The following is a 19,399-nucleotide window of genomic DNA, read 5'->3' on the forward strand; positions in this document are numbered from 1 at the left end:
TCCTGCCGTCACAATAATTAGCTTTACACTTACTTGCTCCGCTGAACGGCATTCGCAAACCAAAAGCAAAATGCTTAAAAATTTTTCCTCATTCTCTTGTTTATGTCGTTGATTCTTTTTCGGCGCGTTTCGATAGGTAGAAGTTCGCAATACCCCAGATCACACAAAGAACACCGATTCCCAATCCACGCCAAAGCCGTCCGATAAGATCAAAATTATTTGGATTAATTTGAGCAAAAATCAAAAAAACAACGATGGGTACAATCACTGACACTGCCCAATGGCCTCGTTTAAGCAGCCAAGGTAGCAAAGACATCGCAAATAGAAAGAGCACCAAAGTTTGTATAGCTAAAAAAAGTGTTGTGCTCATAAATATTTGGTCCATAGTTGTCAAATCCAACTCAATCAACAGTATCTTAAATGAAAATTCACTGACAGCGACTGAGTTTTAATCAAGTGCATAAGCATCAAACTCTGATCAATCACGCCACCAAAGTGTCATCGTCATTTTTCGCAACATGATCATTTGCAAAAGAGTTCGTTGCGGCACGAACTTCCACCACCAGCCCATCTTTTAACATCACCACCCGCTCAGCAGCACTGATTGTTTCTGGTCGATGCGCCACCATGATGCGAGTTAAGGATAACTGCGAGAGCGCTTGATTGACGCGCTGTTCGTTGTCGATATCCAAGTGGCTAGTCGCTTCACCCAGCGCCAAAATTTTTGGTTGCTTATACAAAGCTCTGGCTAATAAGACACGCTGCTTTTGACCACCCGACAAGCTGCTTCCCATATCACCGACTAAGGTTTGATACCCCATCGGCATCGCAACAATATCTTGATGAATAGCAGCAGCCTTCGCACATTGTTCGACTTGCGGTTGATTGCTGTGACTATCAAAAAATGCGATGTTGTCGCTGATCGATCCCGCCAACAAAACATCTTCTTGCATCACGGTTCCGACTAGCTTACGGTAGGTGCTCAGCCCTAATTGCGTAATCGGAATTTGGTCGATCAAGACTTCGCCTTCCGTCGGTTTAAGCAAACCCAAAATAATTTTACACAAAGTCGTTTTGCCACAGCCAGAAGGCCCAACCAAAGCGATGCTCTGTCCAGCAGGAATCGTCAGATTCACACCATTTAACACCCAAGGTTCACCATCCGCATAACGAAACTTCACATTTTTTAGCGTAACACTCGCTTGAATCCTCGACACATCAGTCTCGACCAGTGCCTCTTTCTCCGCTTCTTCTAAAATGATATCGGCCAAACGCTCGCTGTGCATACTCAACATTTTATAGCTGACGAATAAACTGATCAAATTAGAAATCCGTCCGGTGAAGGTGCCTGCATAGCTAGAGAACGCCATCAGCATACCCACGGTTAAGGCGTTCTCCATCACCAAACCTGCACCGATGTAAAACAGCAGTAAACCTTGTATGCCAAAGATAAAGGTATTACTCACGCTGAACAGAATAGACATTTTTTGCGTTTTAATATCGCGATTCTGAACATCCATTTTCAGATTTTGCCAACGCGCTAAGCGCTCGGTCTCGCGCCCAAACAATTTCAAAGGCGTAATCGCCCGCATGGTTTCTAAAAAATGGCTGCTTTCTTTAGCCGACAAAATCAGACGCTCTTGCGAGGCTTCACGAAACGGTTGATAAAACGCCCAACGCAATAGCGCATAAATAAAGACCGCGGCTACCACCAACAAAGTCAACTTCACGCTGTACATCACCATCATGCCCAGCGCCATGATCACCATCAAACCATCTAAGGCGGTTTCTAAAAACATGCTGGTCAACGTGTTTTGAATTGCACCGATACTGCCAAATCGGGATACGACATCGCCCAAATGGCGCTTTTCAAAATAGCTAACCGGGAGACGCACCAAATGCGCCAACACCCGCGCCGACCATTGCATGCTGACATCCATACTCCAGCGCATCAAAAACCAACTACGCGCCAGACCGATCGCGGTTTGTGTCACCATTAATAATGCAAAACCAAACACCAATACAACCAATAATTCACGATCGCCACTGACGATCACATCATCAATCACAAACTGATTAAACAAGGGTGCAACGACCGCAAATATCTCCAAAGCAAAAGCCAAAGCAAGCATTTGTACTATCGCCCGACGCAAGCCAATAATCGGCCCCGTCAAATCACGCAAATTCACCTGCTTGCGTTCATCTTTCGCTTTAAATTCTGGATTAGGGCTGAGTTCCAGTGCTACACCAGTGAAGTGTTGTGATGCTTCTTCCAAAGACACTTTACGCTCACCCACTGCCGGATCAAGCAAGATCAAAGTAATGCGACCACGGAGATCTTTTTTGACTTTTTTGAGGACGACAAAATGGTTCAAATTCCAATGCAAAATGCACGGCAAAGCCAACTCGGACATTTCTTCGAGTTCCAATCGCAAAGGACGCGAATTGAGATGGATTGTAGAAGCATGACGCATCAATTGCGCTAGGGTTGCTCCCTTTAAGCTAATGGGAAATTGACTGCGTAAATCAGCAAGATCTGTGTGATAACCGAAATGGCTGGCGATCATCGCTAGGCATGCTAGGCCACATTCTGAAGATTCGGTTTGGAGAATAGCAGAGGTCATGATATATCTTGTTTTTCAAAAAAAGTTTAGTCCGTTTGACCTTTCGACAAATCTTTGAACGGGGATAGGTACAAACGACGACTTCCCATGGAAAACAAAATCCTATGTTCAAGTAAGAAATCTTTTCCAAGAATGATTTCTGGTGCCTTTTCATCGCCTCCGGCAAGATTTCCAACACTTACTTCCTTATTTCTCCAAATAACGTCCCCAATCTCGATTTGATCAATCGTTGTTTTCCACGTTTGAGATTTTCCCTCACCGACACCAACCGCAAACTGAGGACTCAAGAGGCGGCCAGATGATTCGGTAATACCAAGATTTTCTGCGACTTTGAGGCTCATGGTCGTGTACTTTGCGGCTGTGTCAACAATGGCTCGCATGAGCTTTCCATTCAAGCTAATCCTAAATTGTGGTCTATCGTCGTCTTTATCTACATCCAAAAAAGCAACTTCGTTAGTCGCCCAATCGGGCCTAGGATAAGTCGTGCAATCTTTTGCTTTATAGAGCTTCACTTGCTTAGCTTGGAAATCTACTTCCATATCTAGCGCCAACAAATAGTCAACACCAACGATTGCATCAAAGTAAGGAGTAAAACCCATGCGGTTTAATACAAACAAATAGGGTCGATTCGAACGAATAGCACCGATCTCAAAACTATCTGGACGTGTTACAGACCGACTCGCAACACCGCCAACCCCATACGCGACACTGGTGGGTTTCCCGACACGCAAATTCAGATTTTCCGCTGTAGCCGGCATGAGGTAAGTAAGGCCAGATCCGGTATCCAACAGCATCGTTGCTGCTTTTTGATTGATCTTTCCTTCTATCGTGGGCAGTAATGAGCTACCAGAGAATTGAATTGGAATGATCGAAAGATTTTTATATTCACAATTCAGTTCAGTTGCACCACAATATCGACTTAATACAACTGCCATCGTCAGAAAAAAAAACCAGTCTAACTTGGTTGATCTATAAACAAAGTTTCGACTAATCACCATTTGATTAAAATACAAGATCAATTTGTGGACCGAGTTTTCTACAAAATAATTATCATTCTTCATTTATTTTTCCGATTTCTTGGTGCGCTATATCGCGACAGTATCCATGCTGATAATGCTGATCCCGTAGAAGAAGAAACTGTAATTAAAACCATCATTTTCCACTCAATAGCAACAATGCAAAAATGAATAAGGAGCAATCCCATTATTGCCAACGCCATATTGATCACCAATAATTTCACTAGGTTTAAATCTAAATTAAATTTCATTTGCATTTTCCAATTAGTTTATAAACACTCTTCCATCGGAAGAGTGTTTTGAATAACAATAAGTATTATTGCTCTCTTACGGCATTATTTATTGCTGCTCCTACTGCAATTCCTGTGACAGTTCCTGCTAGTGTGCATGGCTTCGTCGCGACTGGGATCAGAAGTCCGTCTGACACCACTGCTGCTCCAAACATGCATCCACCCGTAACAATTGAGGCAGCAGCAAATCCTCCAAATGCGGCTAAGTAACTAATGGCACTATTTTCCTCAGGAGTTCTTCGCCGAATAATACTAGGGTATCCCAGCTCCATATCGTATGCAGCCGCTTCCTCAGCACTCATTCTATTTCCAACAATTTCTACTCTCTGAATATCATCCTCGTCGCTGCCACCCGCTACAAACATCAATTCTTCATTTGAAATCAAACGCATTTTGTGTTACTCCTATACATGGTTCAGTTGAAACCATCGATCCTATACCGATGGGTTTTACTGCCTCCGTACAAGGTGTCGAATACCTGTGTACGGTTTTTTGCGGTGAGTGGGCTATGTTCACTCACCTGCAAATCTTTTCAAGTGCGCGCACTTGCTTTTCAAAACATCGTTTCGTTGCTTGACTCATGGCGCAGCCGATCTCGTTACTGCCAACACTGGCTCTATGATCCACTCCCAAATCTTGCGTCTATCCTGCACCACATCGGCTTCTAAAGTCATGCCTGGCTTGATCGCCTGAACTTGTCCATAAGCATTGATGCTCTGTTGTTTGAGTTGGACTTTGATGCGGTACAAGGCTTCGTTACTGTTAAAGCCTAAGATGTTTTGTTGTGCATTACTAAGGATGGTACTGGCTAGGTGTTGCGGTAATTCGTTGGGAGCGAATGGGGTTTTGCTGACATCGATTACCGTACCAGCTTGCAAGCCGAATTTTTGGTATGGATAGGCGTTGTAGCGGATCAAGACTTGTTGCCCTGCGCTGACAAAACCGGCGGTTTTACTGGGTGCATACAGATGCACTTCTAGCGCTTGTTGATCTTGCTCATTATTCGCATTGCTGGTCTCCACCGTTGGGATAATAGTGGCAAGCACTTGTCCGCCATTGATGTTTTGTCCGGTTTGATTGGTAATGGCCGTGACCATACCCGCTTGTGGCGCTGTGATTTGGCTGGAGTGGCGATTATTATTTTCGGCAATCTCTTGTTGTAAGCCTGCTTTGGCGCGATTGAGCTGTGCTAGTTCAGTCGCTAAGGTATTGGCTAGCGTATTGATTTCAGATTGGACACTCACCTGTGTGGTCTGCAATTGGATCTTATTACGTTGAAGATTGCTTAGACGGGTAGACAAATCAATGTTCTCTTCTTGCTTTTGTTGGGTCTGAGCAGCGGACACGTAGCCGCTATTTTGCAGGGTTTGAAATTTATCGATACTTTGCTGGGATAAACTTAAACGACGTTTGGCTAGCATGATTTCTTGATCAATTTGATCGGATTCGATTTGAAGATTAGCCAATCGCTGCTGTAGAACGATTTTCTTATCGTTTGCAGCGCTTTCACGTAAGCGTTGTTCGCTAATCAAGGTGTCTTGACGGGCGCGCAATTGATGCGCGATCAATGCGGTGATTTCGCCTTGGCTGTTTTGTCTTTGGGTCGAGAGCGTGAATAAAACTTGCCCTGCTTGAACTACATCGCCTTCTTTCACATGGCTTTGCGTCAATATTCCAGCATTCGGCGCAGCGATACTGATATTACCCGCAGTAGGAACGGTGATGCCCGTAACGCGCGCCTTTTTGGTCATGCTACCGAAGCTAAGAAAGGCGATTAAAGCAATGGCGACTGCTAGCGCAACCCCTGCGATTAACCAAACTGAAATCGGTTGCGCGAGACGAATCGCGCCCATCCATTGACTACCTAGTGCTACCGTGACTTCTGGGCGGAAAAGTGGGCTGTTAACTGATTTAGCAATTGCTGTGCTGTTATTCATGTTCACTTGCCATTTTAATTTTTTAACAAAAATTTACTTTGACAATTAAAACACAAGCATTTTATTTAAATAATATTATTTAAATACTTTTATACACGAAAACAACGTATGTAAATTCCTACTTGTCTCCAATCTAAATTCGTGACAATAAATTTGTATTTACATTAATGCATCTTTCATTCAACTTAAATTCAGCTTAAATAAACATCGCAATTTGGCAAAAATACAGCCATCACCCCGCACAAGCCAACCAAGCCTCAACCTTAGGCCGCATCGCTCGCTCAAGTGCCGCACCTTTGGTAAAGGAACCAAGATCGCCTTGTCTAGCGAGTATTCCGACGTAGGATTTACTTCTGTCCCAAAATGGATAAGCGCCGTAAGCGCCGGGGCTAGAGATACGTGTCGCTGGTGCGCAGTTAAAACTGGTACTTTGACATTCATGCCAATAGCCAAAGCCATAATGCCAAACTTCGCCTAAGGCGGCAGCAGGCGAATAAACCAATTTTGCGGTGGCGGTGCGATCTGCCAATAATTGCGTCATCGAAGCAGCGTTCAGTAGACGACCTTTTTTGAGTGCGGAAAGAAAGTCGAGATATTCTTCACCTGTCCAATGCATGCCGCCCGCCAAGCGTGGATTACTCGACGAGGGCAAATCGTAGATTGCCGTTTTGAACAAGCCTGTTTGTTGTTTGAACTCATTAAAAATGTCTTGCCAAGAAGCGACACCACGCGCCTTCACCGCCATTAATCCCGCCACCTGCAAATGCGTACTGGAGTAGTAAAACTCGCTGCCTGGAACGATTTGATTACTCGCATTGACATTGGCAATCGTGTGCACGCAAGATTCAAAATTCATAAGGCCTGCATTTACGCATAATGGTTCGTCGGTTAAACCAGAAGTAAAACTCAGTAGATTCGCTAAGTTCATTGTCGCTAATGGTGAAGTAGGCGCAATTGGCCATGTAGCGATGCGGTCTTGCGGCTTGTCGTCTAATTTCAAATAACCTTGCTCGACCAAGCGCAAAATAATCACTGCACTAACTAATTTAGAAGTTGAAGCAGATTCGTACACCGTTTGCATACGCGAGCTGCCACGTTGATACACATAACGACGACCATCATCACGTTCAACTCCGAATGAGAAATCCGTATCCGTTACCAATTGAGCGAATTGACTATTCATCTCGGATTCTAGTTGTGTGACTGAACAACTATTACTCGGCGATGTGGATGTAGTGGGTGTGCTTGCAGTAGTTGGATTACTAGTTGCGCTTCCACCGCCGCAAGCTGTACACAGCAATAAGCTTACTAAAGCGGTGAGCTGGTGCGATTTAAATGGCTCACGAACAAATGGCACTCTCGACATACATCACCTCAATAAAAGAAACGATAGGCATAAACTTAAATGGATTATCGTCAGCTTAAATCGGGCACATCTTTGTTAAGACGCTTTTTACAAAAAATTACAGGACAAAACAGTTTCTTACCAAGATCAAGCCAAGTGTTGTCTGGCGAGCTACTTTCATGCCCGAAATACAAAAACTGCGGTATTCTCAATCTTGATCCAGCAAAATTGTTCAGCTTAAAGTTTTACACGACATGATTTGTACTAAGCATTCTGAGCAATTCAACAATTCTAAAATATTACCGCGCAAAGTCATCTGCCACTTTCACTTACAGGATATGTCATGGCATTCAAGAAACACTTGCAACTAAAATGTTTGAGCATCGCCCTACTCTCGGCCTTCGTAACAACTACACCGAATCTCAGCATCGCTGCACAAGCGCCGTCCTCAGCAACCATCACCGCAAGCAAGCTACAAACAAAGAAACAACTGGATCAATTAGCAGATGCGTTTTACGAATCGCGCGCGAAATTTGATCCGCTGTTATATGCCAGCATTAATGGTGACAACCGTTACGACAATCAATTAGCGATCAGTATCGCGCCACAAAATCGCGCAAAGCAATTTGCGCTCATGCATAAAATGCAGGCGCAACTCAAACGCATTTCAAAAGCACAACTCAATGAAAAAGATCAGCTCAATTATGATTTGCTCGCCTATGAACTAGACAGTGCATTGCACCTCGAACACTTCCCCGAACATTTGCTGCCCATCAATCAAATGGACAATGTGCCGAGCACCTTGGCTAATTTTGCTGGTGGTGATGGTTCGCAGCCCTTGAAGACAGTGCCGCAGTATTATGCCTATTTGGCGCGTTTGAATGTATTACCTGCTTGGGTAGAACAAGCCATTAAAAATATGCGCGAAGGCATACAAAAAGGCATCGTTCAACCAAAAGCCATTACCTTAGCGATGCTGCCACAGTTCAAGGCGCTGCCAAATGCCAATGCAGAAGCGAGTATTTTTTATACGCCCATCAAAAATATGCCGGCGCATTTTTCTGCTTCAGATAAGCAAAAACTGAGCAAAGCTTACAGCCAAACCATACGCACCAAACTGACGCCAGCCTTACAAAGATTGGTGCATTTTTTAGAGACTGATTATCTGGCAGCAGGACGCGACACCAGTGGCTACAGTGCTTTGCCAAATGGCGCGGCTTGGTACCAAATGCGGATTAAAAATAATACGACTACCGATTTAACACCAGATCAAATCCATGCACTTGGCTTACAAGAAGTCGCTCGTATTCAACAACAATGGGCAGAACTTGGCCCCAAACTAGGTTACACCAGCGCAGCGATTGATTTGCCGCAATGGGTTAGTGCACAAGACAAATTTAAGTCGTTTCAAACGGATACTGAAATTTTGGACGCTTATCGCGCAATCGACGCACAAGTGCAAAAGAAGTTACCGAACTTGTTTAGCTTACTTCCCAAAGGCAAAATGGAGTTGCAGTTAGAACCGGAATTGAGCCGTGCCACCGCATCGGATCACTACACACCACCGTCTGCCGATGGTTCGCATCCTGGTATCTTCTGGCCCGTGGTCAACGATCCTAAAAAATACAGTCGCGTTAGCATGGTGACTTTGTTTTTACATGAAGGCCAACCTGGACATCATTTACATGCGGCATTGTTAAAAGAAATCGATTTACCGAAGTTCCGAAAATTCAATACCGAAAATCTCAACAGTGCTGCATTCACAGAAGGTTGGGCACTGTACGCAGAAACGCTGGGTCATGAGTTAGGCTTTTATGACAATCCTGAATCGTATTTTGGTCATCTCAATGACGAACTCATGCGTGCTGTGCGCTTGGTAGTAGATACAGGACTACACGCCAAAGACTGGACACGAGAAGCCGCGATCGACTATATGCAAAAAAACCTCGGCTACACCGAAGCCAAAGCTAAAAATCAAATCGAGCGATATATGGTTCTGCCAGGACAAGCACTCAGCTATAAAATCGGTGCTCGCAAAATACTAGAATTACGCGCACGCGCGCAACAAGCGCTTGGCCCTAATTTTAGCCTGCCGAAGTTTCATGAAATTGTGATTGGTGATGGGACTTTACCGATGCCAATTCTAGAAGCACAAGTAGAAAAGTGGATAGCAAAAAACAAGCCTCAATAAAACGCCAAACCTGATTCAATTCAATTCGATTGAGCATTTTATAAATACAGTCTTGTATGTATTAAGATTTTGAATCAGGTATTCTTGCAAGACTGGTCTGAATATTCGATATGCAATAAAGTCGCAAAACATTTAGCTCACAACAGGTGTCTGCACAATACTCGCAAACTGTAGTCGCGTACTAATTGTGCAGAGGTCTCAATATGCCGCATTGCGAAAATGAAAGTGTATGAAGCAATTGCTAAAGTACCTATTATTTTTTTGTTTGCCATGCCTGCAACTTAGCGCTGCAGCGGCTGAGCTCAAGATCGCTTTTGCTACTGATAGACCTCCTTATTGCTTTCGTCAAGATAATCTTGATCAAGGTATCGAAATCGATTTACTGCGCCAGATCATGGGGCAATATGGTCACACCATTAAAGTCAGCACAATTCCCAAGGTTCGTTTGATCAAGGCAGTCAAAGAGAAAGAAGTCGATGCGGCAGCAACAGTGCAAGACGATAAAGACCCTAGCCTTTACTTCTCTGATCCTTATTTAGAATTTCAAAATATGGTGATTAGCAAAAGCAAACAGGCGATTGAACTTAAAAGTTTGCAGGATCTGTCACGCTTTAGTTTCATCATTTGGCAAGATGGTTGGAAGAATCTTGGTCCTGAGTTTGAAGCAAAGTATCGACCTGATACCAACGGCAGCTTTCCCAAAAATTACCACCAAGCTTTCAATCAACTGAGCCAAAATAAAATGTTTTGGGCGGATCGCGTGCAATTAATTATCATCGATAAAACGATCTTTCAACATCATCAACGCTTGCTGGCAAAAGAATTCAATACTTCAGAAGCACTCACCTACCACGACTTAATCAAGTCAAAAACCTCTTATGCCGTGGTATTTCAGCGAGCGGAATTGCGTCAGCAATTTAATGAAGGATTAAAAAAAATTCGCGCTAATGGGATCTATCAGAAAATTATCGATAGCTATAAGTAATGCGATGTGCTTAGTTTTTTAAGCACATCAAAACACAAGCAACTTCAACTAATTAGCAAGCAAGGTAAATTATTCCATCCCTAGAAATCGTGCTTTTAAAACAAAACTGCATTCTTTAATACCGCGTTTCCTGCACTCCAGTCGCTAAAACCTGCCGTTTATCCCAAAGTAATTGCAAAGTACCCGCAAGAATTGCAAACTTCACTTGACGCAATTGTACGGACTAGCCAAGTCAGCTTGTACATATTGTTTCAACCTCCCTTTTCAGTCATCTCGAGCCCTCTTGAGATGACTTTTTTTTGCCTATTTTTCTCTGCTTTGGTATTGAATCTCGCATCGAAACTCGCACTGAAATTCACCTTAAGATCCAATTGCTCAGGCCATGCGTCGCAATTTAACCTCGAATCAAGCTCATCAAGATCCAATTCAGACTATACTTTTCTAAAAGTACAGCGCAGTTAGCTCAACCGAGAAGTCTCTCGACTATGGCATGCAGACAAATTAATCATTTCAAACGATGGCGAACTTATCAGCAAATGATATTGCTGTGTATTGCGCTGATTGGCCCGAGCTTGATCTGGACGACACAAGCCGCACAATCGCAGAAACTGCCTTTACTCATTCGCGAACTTCGAAATGAACGCGGGGAAATCATCCCGATTAAAGACGATATTCGCCAACTCATACTTTTTTTCGAACGCGAGGCAAACCTCAATTTTCAAGTGGAATATTTTCCGATGGCGCGATTACTGAATCACGTCAACAATGGCTATGGCATAGCGTTTGGTTTATCAAAAAATAGTGAACGACTGCAAACAATGCAGTTTTCTGAATTTATCTATGCCAATTTTGTCTGGCTAGTCACCTCCAGTAAGCAAGAATTTCAGTTCGAGAAAATTGATGACTTAAAAGGAAAAACTGTCGGTGTGATTCGTGGTGTTAGCTATGGTGATGAGTTTGATAGCAATAAGAATCGGCTATTCAAAGTCGAAGAAGACACCGCCTCACACGTAGCGCGTTTAAAAAAACTGGCAATGCAACGCATGGATGTGATGCTGTTTGGCGCTAGAGAGAGTGATCCGCGTGAAGTCGAGAGTCTATTGAGGCATATGCAGAACACCGACAAATCGCATGTATTAAATACAGAGGAAAGCAAGTTCACTGTGTTAGCAAAACCTTTGCGGGTTGACGAATTGCATTTCGCCGCAGGCTTGCACAAACACGATGCGATTATCAAACGTCTCAACGTGGCGATTATGCGCGGCAAAAAGAATGGTGAAATTTCGCGGATACTCAACAAACCCAAATAAGCAATTTGCTTTGCGTCTTCGCTAGCGCTTTTGCTTTAGGAAGCGCACCAACATATCACCAAAATCGGCGATATTCTTATTGGAGATAATTTCTAAAGTATCTTTTGGTGTATGCCACTCGGCGAGGTTGGTCCAGTCAATGATATGAAGAAATGGCAACCCCATTTGCGCAAACGGAATATGATCATCTTCAATCGCAATATTCGCCGTGCTTATTTTTGTATTCGTTTTTTGCCCAAGTAATTTTTGCGCTAACTGCGGATTAGAGCCATTCGTGATAAAAAGTTGTTGATTCTTATGGCCTATCATATCCAGAATCAATACTGCCTTGATCGGCAAATTCTGATACGTTACCCCTTCAAATTGCTTACTCAAACTCGCTGCAAACGCGCGTGAACCATGCGTATTGTCGGTAATTCCCAATAATCGGTCAGCATCACTCCATTCAGGCAAAGTCGCTTCTTCACCATCAAAGAAAGTTAAAGCAATACTGCAATCTAAGAATCGACCACTTTCTTTACTCGCTGGCTTGCTGCTTTCTTGACGACGAATTAGCTGGATTACCCGTGCCAACTCTTGCATCGCCGCGGTTGAAGAACCGCCATCATTCGCGCCAACAAATGCAAAGTCTTTATAAAACTTGGTGTCGTAATGACCACCAATCAATACCATGCATCGCTCGCTACCTTTTGAGATAGCGATGATATTTTCTCCTTCAACTTCTTTAATCGGTACCGCTTTTTTATCTTGCCCGCCTAATTGATGATGCGCCAAATTCGGAATCTTTGTTTTGAACCTTTGACTTTGTACTTGCCAGCCATGCTTACTCAAACCCGATTTAATCTCTTGCGCTAATTTTTTTTGTTCAGCACTTGCCATCGGATGCGGCGCTTTGGTGAAGCGCTTCATTGCTGCGTCGATAAAACTTACTTGAAACTCAGTACTTTGCGCGCTATCCGTCGCCCCTGACAAGGCACTATGAGTCAGGCCGAGCGCGAATACACTCAATAACAAAGTCTTCAACAATCTCGACATACCTACTCCTGTCTTCAAATAAATAGCGATGGTCTAACAGTCTATTAATTCACAATCAAGCCGCAAACTGTAATCGATACAAGTTAGCATAAGCAGCATCTTTCGCTAACAATTCCGCATGCGTTCCGACTTCAACGATCTGTCCTTCGACTAAGACCACAATTCTGCTGGCGCGTTCAATTGTCGATAGACGATGTGCGATCACGAGTGTAGTGCGGCCTTGCATCAATTCGTCTAATGCGGCTTGCACTGCACGTTCAGATTCACTATCTAACGCCGACGTTGCCTCATCTAAAATCAAAATAGGTGCATTCTTATAAATTGCGCGAGCGATCGCTAAGCGTTGACGCTGACCTCCTGACAAACGCATACCGTTATCACCTGTCATGGTTTGCAAACCTTCTGGCATTTCATTGACGACCTCTTGTAGATGCGCTGCTTGAACCGCATAGGCTATTCTTGCGGTATCGGGGTTCGCATCGCCATACGCAATATTGGCGGCAATCGTGTCATCAAACAAAATCACATTTTGACTGACCATCGCTATCTGCTGGCGCAAACTCTTCAGCGACAAATCGGATAATGCCACGCCATCAAGCAAGATCTCGCCACTATCTGGCTCATAAAAGCGCGGTACCAAGTTGACCAATGAAGTCTTACCACCGCCCGACATGCCGACCAAGGCAATCGTTTCGCCAGCTTCAACGTTCAAATTAATCTGATTCAGCGCCGGCTGTTCTTGCCCTGGATAGGTAAAGCTCAACTCTTTAAAACTGAGCTGACCAGAAGCACGTCCTTCAATTAGCTGACCGCTTTCATTCTCAGGAATTGCGTCCACCATGCTATATACCGATTCAGCCGCCGCCATACCACGTTGCAGAGGCCCATTTAAATCTGCCAAGCGTTTCAATGGTGTCAGCAACATCATCATGGCGGTAATAAATGTAACGAAATCACCGACGGTGGTGGCATCTTTACGCGCTTGTGCTAAGGCCAACATAATCACAATCGCCACCGCAACCGAAGCCAAAATTTGTGTCAAAGGCGTGGTGAACGATACGGCAACCGTGCTTTTCATTGTGAAACTGCCGAGTTTTTTGTTTTTCGCTTCAAAGCGTTGCTGCTCATACTGCTGTCCACCAAAAATACGAATCACTTGATGGGCACGCGTAGTTTCTTCAATCACTTGCGTTAGTTCGCCACTAACTTCTAAAGATTGATGATTCAATTTGCGCAGGCGCTTACTCACGCCGCGCACCAAGATCGTCATACCTGGAATCAAAATAATCGTGACTAAAGTTAATTTCCAGTTGAGCCAAATCAGATAGCCCATTAAGACGATCACGGTCAAAGAATCGCGGAACAAAGTGGTGATCGAAACTTTAACCATCTCAACAATTTGCTGTGCTTCAAACATAATGGTATTGATGATGCGACCACTCGATTCGGCATGATAGAAACCAACTGGCACATGCAACAATTTGTCGAACACCTTGGCCCGCAATTCATTGAGCAAATTGACGGAAATACGACTCATAAGATAACTCGTCGTGAATGTACAAATCCCGCGAATGACGAAGATACCGATCAATACCGCTGGCACATACCATAGTGGGAAATTCACGACTTGCGCTTTCGATGCGCTCGACACAGTCGACGCGTTATGACCAAAGCCGTGATCAAGCAATAAGCCTAATCCCCAAGGCAGCGCCAGCTCGGTGAGCGCAGTACCGCACATCGTCAAGACCGTTAAAATCAAGTAAGCGCGATATTGCGTGACCGAGCTCCACAATCTTTTCAAAATTGGTTTATTCAGTTTCGCCATAATTTGTTCGTTTTTTATTCGTTTTTTATTCGAGTTATTTTGATGTTTCTATTTCGAATTCGTACGCGATACACTAGCCATCGGTATCGCTAACAGGATCAGCATCGCGAAAGCAAATACGCCGTCACGCAAGATCGCGTTAAAACAAGCCGCAAACATCATAGATAATGTGAGCATCGACACCAACATCGCGCGCTCACTGTGTTCAGAGTTCACCATACGAAAGGCGATCCGCAATTGCGTCAACCAAATCGCAAGCAAGGCGACTAAACCGCCCAAACCCAATTCAAACCAATACAGCAAATAATCGTTATGCGGCGTCGTCATCTTTTCGCTAATTTGCCCTTGCGCTTTTTGCTGATACATCGGTAGCCAATTGCCTATGCCGTGCCCTATCCAAGGACTTGCTGTAATCATTTGCCAAGTGTTCATATAGAGCTCAAGACGCATGCCATCCTCACTCACTTGTTTAGTCTGGCCAAAATCACGAACCTGATGCACAGTACAAATGGCGCGATTCTTCATAATTTCTGCACCATGCATCTGATGCACATCGTGCATTTGTTTTGCCAAGCAAGTGACTGGTGAGGGTAAGTGTGCGATGTAGTTGATTGCAAAAATTAGTGCCGTCAATACCGCACCAGACGCAAGCACTTGCCACCATCGAAAACGAAAATTGCGACAAACAAGTACGCCACACAGCAAAATAAATAACAAACTAGCAGTGCGCGATTTTGCACATAAGACCAAGGCGAGCAGCACATAAATAAAAGCAAGTGCGCGCCAGACATGTTGATTCTTACGCAAACGCCATTCATGCAACATCCACGCCGCCGCGATCGCTAATAGCAAGCCCAACAAAATCGACTTATTGCCTTCATACACGACATAACTCTTAAACAGTTTAATCGCTGGCAAAGCGCCTAATGCATTCAAATAAAACAACGTAGCTGCGAGTATCGCGCCGAAAAAGAAGTTCTTTACGGCTTGGTTTTGCCAAGCGCCGCCGCGCAAGCTCAGCATAGGAAAAAGTAACCAGTAACTTTGATAGTGCGAGAATGCGGCTGCAAATTCGCCTTCAGGACGTGGATGAATCAAGCCAATCAAGATAGAAACTACGCTCAATGCCAACACCGGCACAAACAAAGCAGATGACCTAATTTGGCTAATTTTATTTTTCCAATCGCCAGAAAACGCCCAGCTAAGTAAAAATAAAACCAAACCCGCATACATCAAGCCAACTTGAAAAAACAAAGTCACTGGCAGCCAAGACAAGATTTGCTGTGGCAAAGTTTGTTGCCAGTCTGTTTGCGCATTGTGTACAGGAATGGTAGCGGTCATGTTTGGCTTATCCAATCACTTAAATCACTAAATTAAGCATATTCAATTTTGACATTGGATGCGTGCAACCAATCGCCAAGCTTTTTGCGTAACTGATCATCAGGATTCACTCGCCAAGCATCCGATAAATACAATTCCGCCGCCGCTGTTTGATTCGCATAATCGATCAACACCGGACAGCCTTCACTATTCAAATGTGCTTGCAGAATTTCTGCCAGCTTCTTGGTATCCGCACTGGCATCGAGCTTAATTCGCAAACCTTGCGAGAATTGCACACGGGCGCGACCAATATCCATCACTTTTTCAGCCGTAATCCGCAGGCCGCCATTAAAGCGATCTTCCGACACTTTACCCATCACCGCGAGGAATTCATCCTCTTTAAATATTCCTTTGAATTCTTCCGCTAATTCGCCATACACGGTCACTTCGACCACCGCAGTACCATCGTCCAAAGTAACGATCAATAGACGACCACGTTGCGTCATTTGTGTACGCAAACCTGCAATCACACCGCCGATCAAACGTAGATCGCGTGAAGGCTCAACTTTTGCCAAAGTCGTTTTGATAAATTGTCGTACCTCTGGCGCATACGCATCGAACAAATGTCCAGACAAATAGAAACCGAGCGCTTGTTTTTCTTCTAGCAAACGCTGGCGATCAGACCAGTGTTCCGCTTTTACGTATTCCGGTGGTGGAATCATGTCGTCATCGTCACCAAACAAGCTGACTTGATTGGCTGAGGCTTCGGCTTGTTCTGCAACTTCGAGCGCAAAATCTACCGTCGCTAACAACACGGCACGATCTTGTTTTAAACAATCCATCGCACCGGCGCGTATCAAGGATTCAATCGTGCGACGATTGACTTGACGCTTATCGACGCGCTTACAGAAATCGAATAAATCGGTAAATGGCCCACCATTTTTGCGCGCGTTAACAATACTTTCAATCGCGTTCTGTCCAGAACCTTTGACGGCGCCCAAACCATATCGGATTTGGGTCGCTTTCTTACCTGCTTCTCCCACTGGCATAAAGCGATAATCAGATAGATTAATATCCGGTGCCAACATTTTCAGCTTGCAGACATCAATTGCATCTTCAACCAAAATCTTGACCTTATCGGTATCGTCCATCGCCAGCGACATATTGGCTGCCATAAACGCGGCGGGATGATGAGCTTTCAAATACGCCGTGTGGTAAGACAAAAGCGCGTAAGCGGCAGCATGGGATTTATTAAAACCATAGCCAGCAAATTTTTCCATCAAGTCAAAAATTTCGTCGGCTTTTTCTTGTGGCAAGCCATCTTTGGCAGCACCATCACGGAAAATTTGGCGATGCTCTGCCATCTCTTCGGCTTTCTTTTTACCCATCGCACGACGCAATAAATCCGCACCACCGAGTGAGTAACCACCAACCACCTGCGCCATCTGCATAACCTGTTCCTGATACACCATAATGCCGTAGGTCTCGGACAAAATGCCTTCAGTACGCGGATCGGGGTAATCAAATTTTTCACCGTGCTTACGCTTACAGAAGTCAGGAATCAAATCCATAGGACCCGGGCGATACAAAGCCACCAACGCGATAATGTCTTCAAAGCGATCGGGACGTGCGTCTTTCAACATGCCTTGCATGCCGCGGCTTTCAAGCTGGAACACAGCGACGGTTTTTGCTTTGGTGAGAAGTTCGTAAGAAGCTCTATCGTCGAGCGGCAATTTAGATAAATCGAAATCCGCCATCGCTGGATCGAGCATTTTGATATAGCGCACTGCACGATCCAAAATCGTTAAAGTGGTCAAACCCAAAAAGTCGAACTTCACCAGACCGACGGCTTCGACGTCATCTTTATCGTATTGCGAGACTACGCCAGAATCGCCACCCTGTGTGTAGAGTGGACAAAAATCCGTGAGCTTGCCAGGTGCAATCAATACACCTCCAGCATGCATACCGATGTTACGCGTAATACCTTCGACTTGCTGCGCTAAGTCAAGCAGGGTTTTCACTTCTTCTTCGTTTTCTTGACGTTCAGCGAGTAAAGGTTCTTCGACGATGGCTTCGGCAATCGTGACTTGTTTGCCTGGTTTAAATGGGATGAGTTTCGAGACACCATCACAAAACATATAACCAAAATCGAGCACACGACCAACGTCTCGAATCGCGCCTTTAGCCGCCATTGTTCCGAAGGTGGCAATCTGTGACACAGCTTCTTTTCCGTAACGGTCTTTCACGTATTGAATGACGCGATCACGACCTTCCTGACAGAAGTCAATATCGAAGTCGGGCATAGAAACGCGTTCTGGATTCAAGAAACGTTCGAACAGCAAATTGTATTGCAGCGGATCTAGATCGGTAATCAATAGCGCATACGCGACCAAGGAACCCGCACCAGAACCACGACCAGGGCCGACGGGTACACCATTATTTTTCGCCCATTGAATAAAGTCAGCAACAATCAAGAAGTAACCGGGGAAACCCATTTTAATAATGGTGTCGGTTTCAAACTTCAGCCGAGCCTCATAGCGCTCGCGATTTTGTTCGCGCTTTTCTGGATTCGGAAATAAATTTTCTAATCGATACTCCAAACCTCGCTTGGCTTCATAAACCAAAAAATCATTAATGGTCATGCCTTCTGGCGTTGGAAAATCTGGCAACTTCGGTTTACCAAGCTCTAATTTCAAATTACAACGTTTAGCAATCTCGACGGAATTGGCTAATGCCCCAGGAATGTCGGCAAACAAAGCCAACATTTCTTCACGCGACTTAAAGCATTGCTGATCATTAAATTTGCGGGCACGTCTGCCGTTCGCCAGCATCTCGCCTTCGGCGATACAAGTACGTGCTTCATGTGCGGTGAAATCTTCTTTATTCAAAAACTGAATCGGGTGTGTCGCCACCACCGGCAAGCTCAAACGCTGTGCAAGTTTCACGGCTTGCTTGACGTGCGCCTCCATGTTCGGCTGACCCGCACGTTGAATCTCTATATAGAAATGATTCGGGAAGATACTTGCCCAACGTTGGGCGTGACGTTCTGCTAATTCAAGATTGCCATTATCGATGGCGATACCTACATCACCAAAATGCGCTCCCGATAATGCAATGAGACCTTGCTCTTGGTCTTTCTCAAACAGTTCTTGTAGCCATTCAAATTTAATTTCGGCACGACCACGGTGCTGATTTTCCAACCAAGCACGCGCCAATAGTTCACACAAGCGCAAATAACCATGACGTGATTTCACCAGTAGCAACAAGCGCGATGGTTTATCGCGGTCATTTTCGTTGGTAATCCAAACATCACATCCAGCAACAGGTTTAATTCCTTTACCGCGCGTTGCCTTATAAAATTTAACTAAACCAAACAAATTACCTAAATCGGTCAATGCTAAGGCAGCTTGTTTGTCTTTAACTGCCGCTTTCACGACATCATCAATTCTGACCAAACCGTCAACGATCGAATATTCGGAATGCATGCGCAAGTGCACAAACTGCGGAAAAGCAGATGCCGC

Annotated in this window: 13 protein-coding genes; 3 read left to right on the plus strand and 10 right to left on the minus strand. The window is 44.5% G+C overall.

Features of this window, described 5'->3' with window-relative positions; all coding sequences use genetic code 11:
* Positions 1–100 precede the first annotated feature (100 nt).
* The 6 genes from KDM92_RS07310 to KDM92_RS07335 all read right to left on the minus strand — a co-directional run bounded on the left by KDM92_RS07310 (position 101) and on the right by KDM92_RS07335 (position 7,233).
* Positions 101–370, minus strand: a complete 270-nt coding sequence (locus KDM92_RS07310) for a hypothetical protein (protein ID WP_212683721.1) — start codon at positions 368–370, stop codon at positions 101–103.
* A 112-nt stretch (positions 371–482) separates the two neighbouring features.
* Entirely contained in the window at positions 483–2,624 is a 2,142-nt protein-coding gene (locus tag KDM92_RS07315) for a peptidase domain-containing ABC transporter (protein WP_212683722.1), read from the minus strand.
* A 26-nt stretch (positions 2,625–2,650) separates the two neighbouring features.
* Entirely contained in the window at positions 2,651–3,559 is a 909-nt protein-coding gene (locus KDM92_RS07320) for a retroviral-like aspartic protease family protein (RefSeq protein ID WP_212683723.1), read from the minus strand.
* 397 nt (positions 3,560–3,956) lie between these two features.
* On the minus strand, positions 3,957–4,322 hold the full coding sequence (locus KDM92_RS07325) for a hypothetical protein (RefSeq protein WP_212683724.1): 366 nt from the start codon (positions 4,320–4,322) through the stop codon (positions 3,957–3,959).
* 186 nt (positions 4,323–4,508) lie between these two features.
* A complete protein-coding gene (locus KDM92_RS07330) occupies positions 4,509–5,867 on the minus strand; it encodes an HlyD family secretion protein (protein ID WP_212683725.1) in 1,359 nt (452 codons plus the stop codon).
* 232 nt (positions 5,868–6,099) lie between these two features.
* On the minus strand, positions 6,100–7,233 hold the full coding sequence (locus KDM92_RS07335) for a serine hydrolase domain-containing protein (protein ID WP_212683726.1): 1,134 nt from the start codon (positions 7,231–7,233) through the stop codon (positions 6,100–6,102).
* A gap of 322 nt (positions 7,234–7,555) precedes the next feature.
* On the opposite strand from KDM92_RS07335, the gene KDM92_RS07340 reads away from it, so the two are divergent.
* The 3 genes from KDM92_RS07340 to KDM92_RS07350 all read left to right on the plus strand — a co-directional run bounded on the left by KDM92_RS07340 (position 7,556) and on the right by KDM92_RS07350 (position 11,698).
* Complete coding sequence (locus tag KDM92_RS07340; RefSeq protein WP_212683727.1) at positions 7,556–9,403, plus strand: DUF885 domain-containing protein; 1,848 nt, start codon at positions 7,556–7,558, stop codon at positions 9,401–9,403.
* Positions 9,404–9,632: 229 nt separating this feature from the next.
* Entirely contained in the window at positions 9,633–10,388 is a 756-nt protein-coding gene (locus KDM92_RS07345) for a substrate-binding periplasmic protein (RefSeq protein WP_212683728.1), read from the plus strand.
* 485 nt (positions 10,389–10,873) lie between these two features.
* The gene (locus tag KDM92_RS07350) at positions 10,874–11,698 is read left to right on the plus strand and encodes a substrate-binding periplasmic protein (protein ID WP_212683729.1); all 825 of its coding nucleotides are present in this window, start codon (positions 10,874–10,876) and stop codon (positions 11,696–11,698) included.
* 21 nt (positions 11,699–11,719) lie between these two features.
* On the opposite strand, the gene KDM92_RS07355 is transcribed toward KDM92_RS07350, so the two are convergent.
* Genes KDM92_RS07355 through dnaE form a run of 4 tightly spaced genes read right to left on the minus strand, consistent with a single transcriptional unit; the run spans position 11,720 to position 19,363 of the window.
* Positions 11,720–12,733, minus strand: a complete 1,014-nt coding sequence (locus KDM92_RS07355) for a M28 family peptidase (protein ID WP_212683730.1) — start codon at positions 12,731–12,733, stop codon at positions 11,720–11,722.
* A gap of 55 nt (positions 12,734–12,788) precedes the next feature.
* Complete coding sequence (gene msbA, locus KDM92_RS07360) at positions 12,789–14,558, minus strand: lipid A export permease/ATP-binding protein MsbA (protein WP_212683731.1); 1,770 nt, start codon at positions 14,556–14,558, stop codon at positions 12,789–12,791.
* Between the two features lie 48 nt (positions 14,559–14,606).
* Positions 14,607–15,899 (minus strand): O-antigen ligase family protein, encoded by a 1,293-nt coding sequence (locus tag KDM92_RS07365; protein WP_212683732.1) that lies wholly within the window; start codon positions 15,897–15,899, stop codon positions 14,607–14,609.
* 32 nt (positions 15,900–15,931) lie between these two features.
* Positions 15,932–19,363 (minus strand): DNA polymerase III subunit alpha, encoded by a 3,432-nt coding sequence (gene dnaE, locus KDM92_RS07370; protein WP_230408232.1) that lies wholly within the window; start codon positions 19,361–19,363, stop codon positions 15,932–15,934.
* Between the last annotated feature and the right edge of the window lie 36 nt (positions 19,364–19,399).

Origin of the sequence: Affinundibacterium baiyunense, assembly GCF_018139645.1 — a bacterium.
In the GTDB taxonomy this organism is placed as follows: domain Bacteria; phylum Pseudomonadota; class Gammaproteobacteria; order Burkholderiales; family Burkholderiaceae_D; genus Undibacterium; species Undibacterium baiyunense.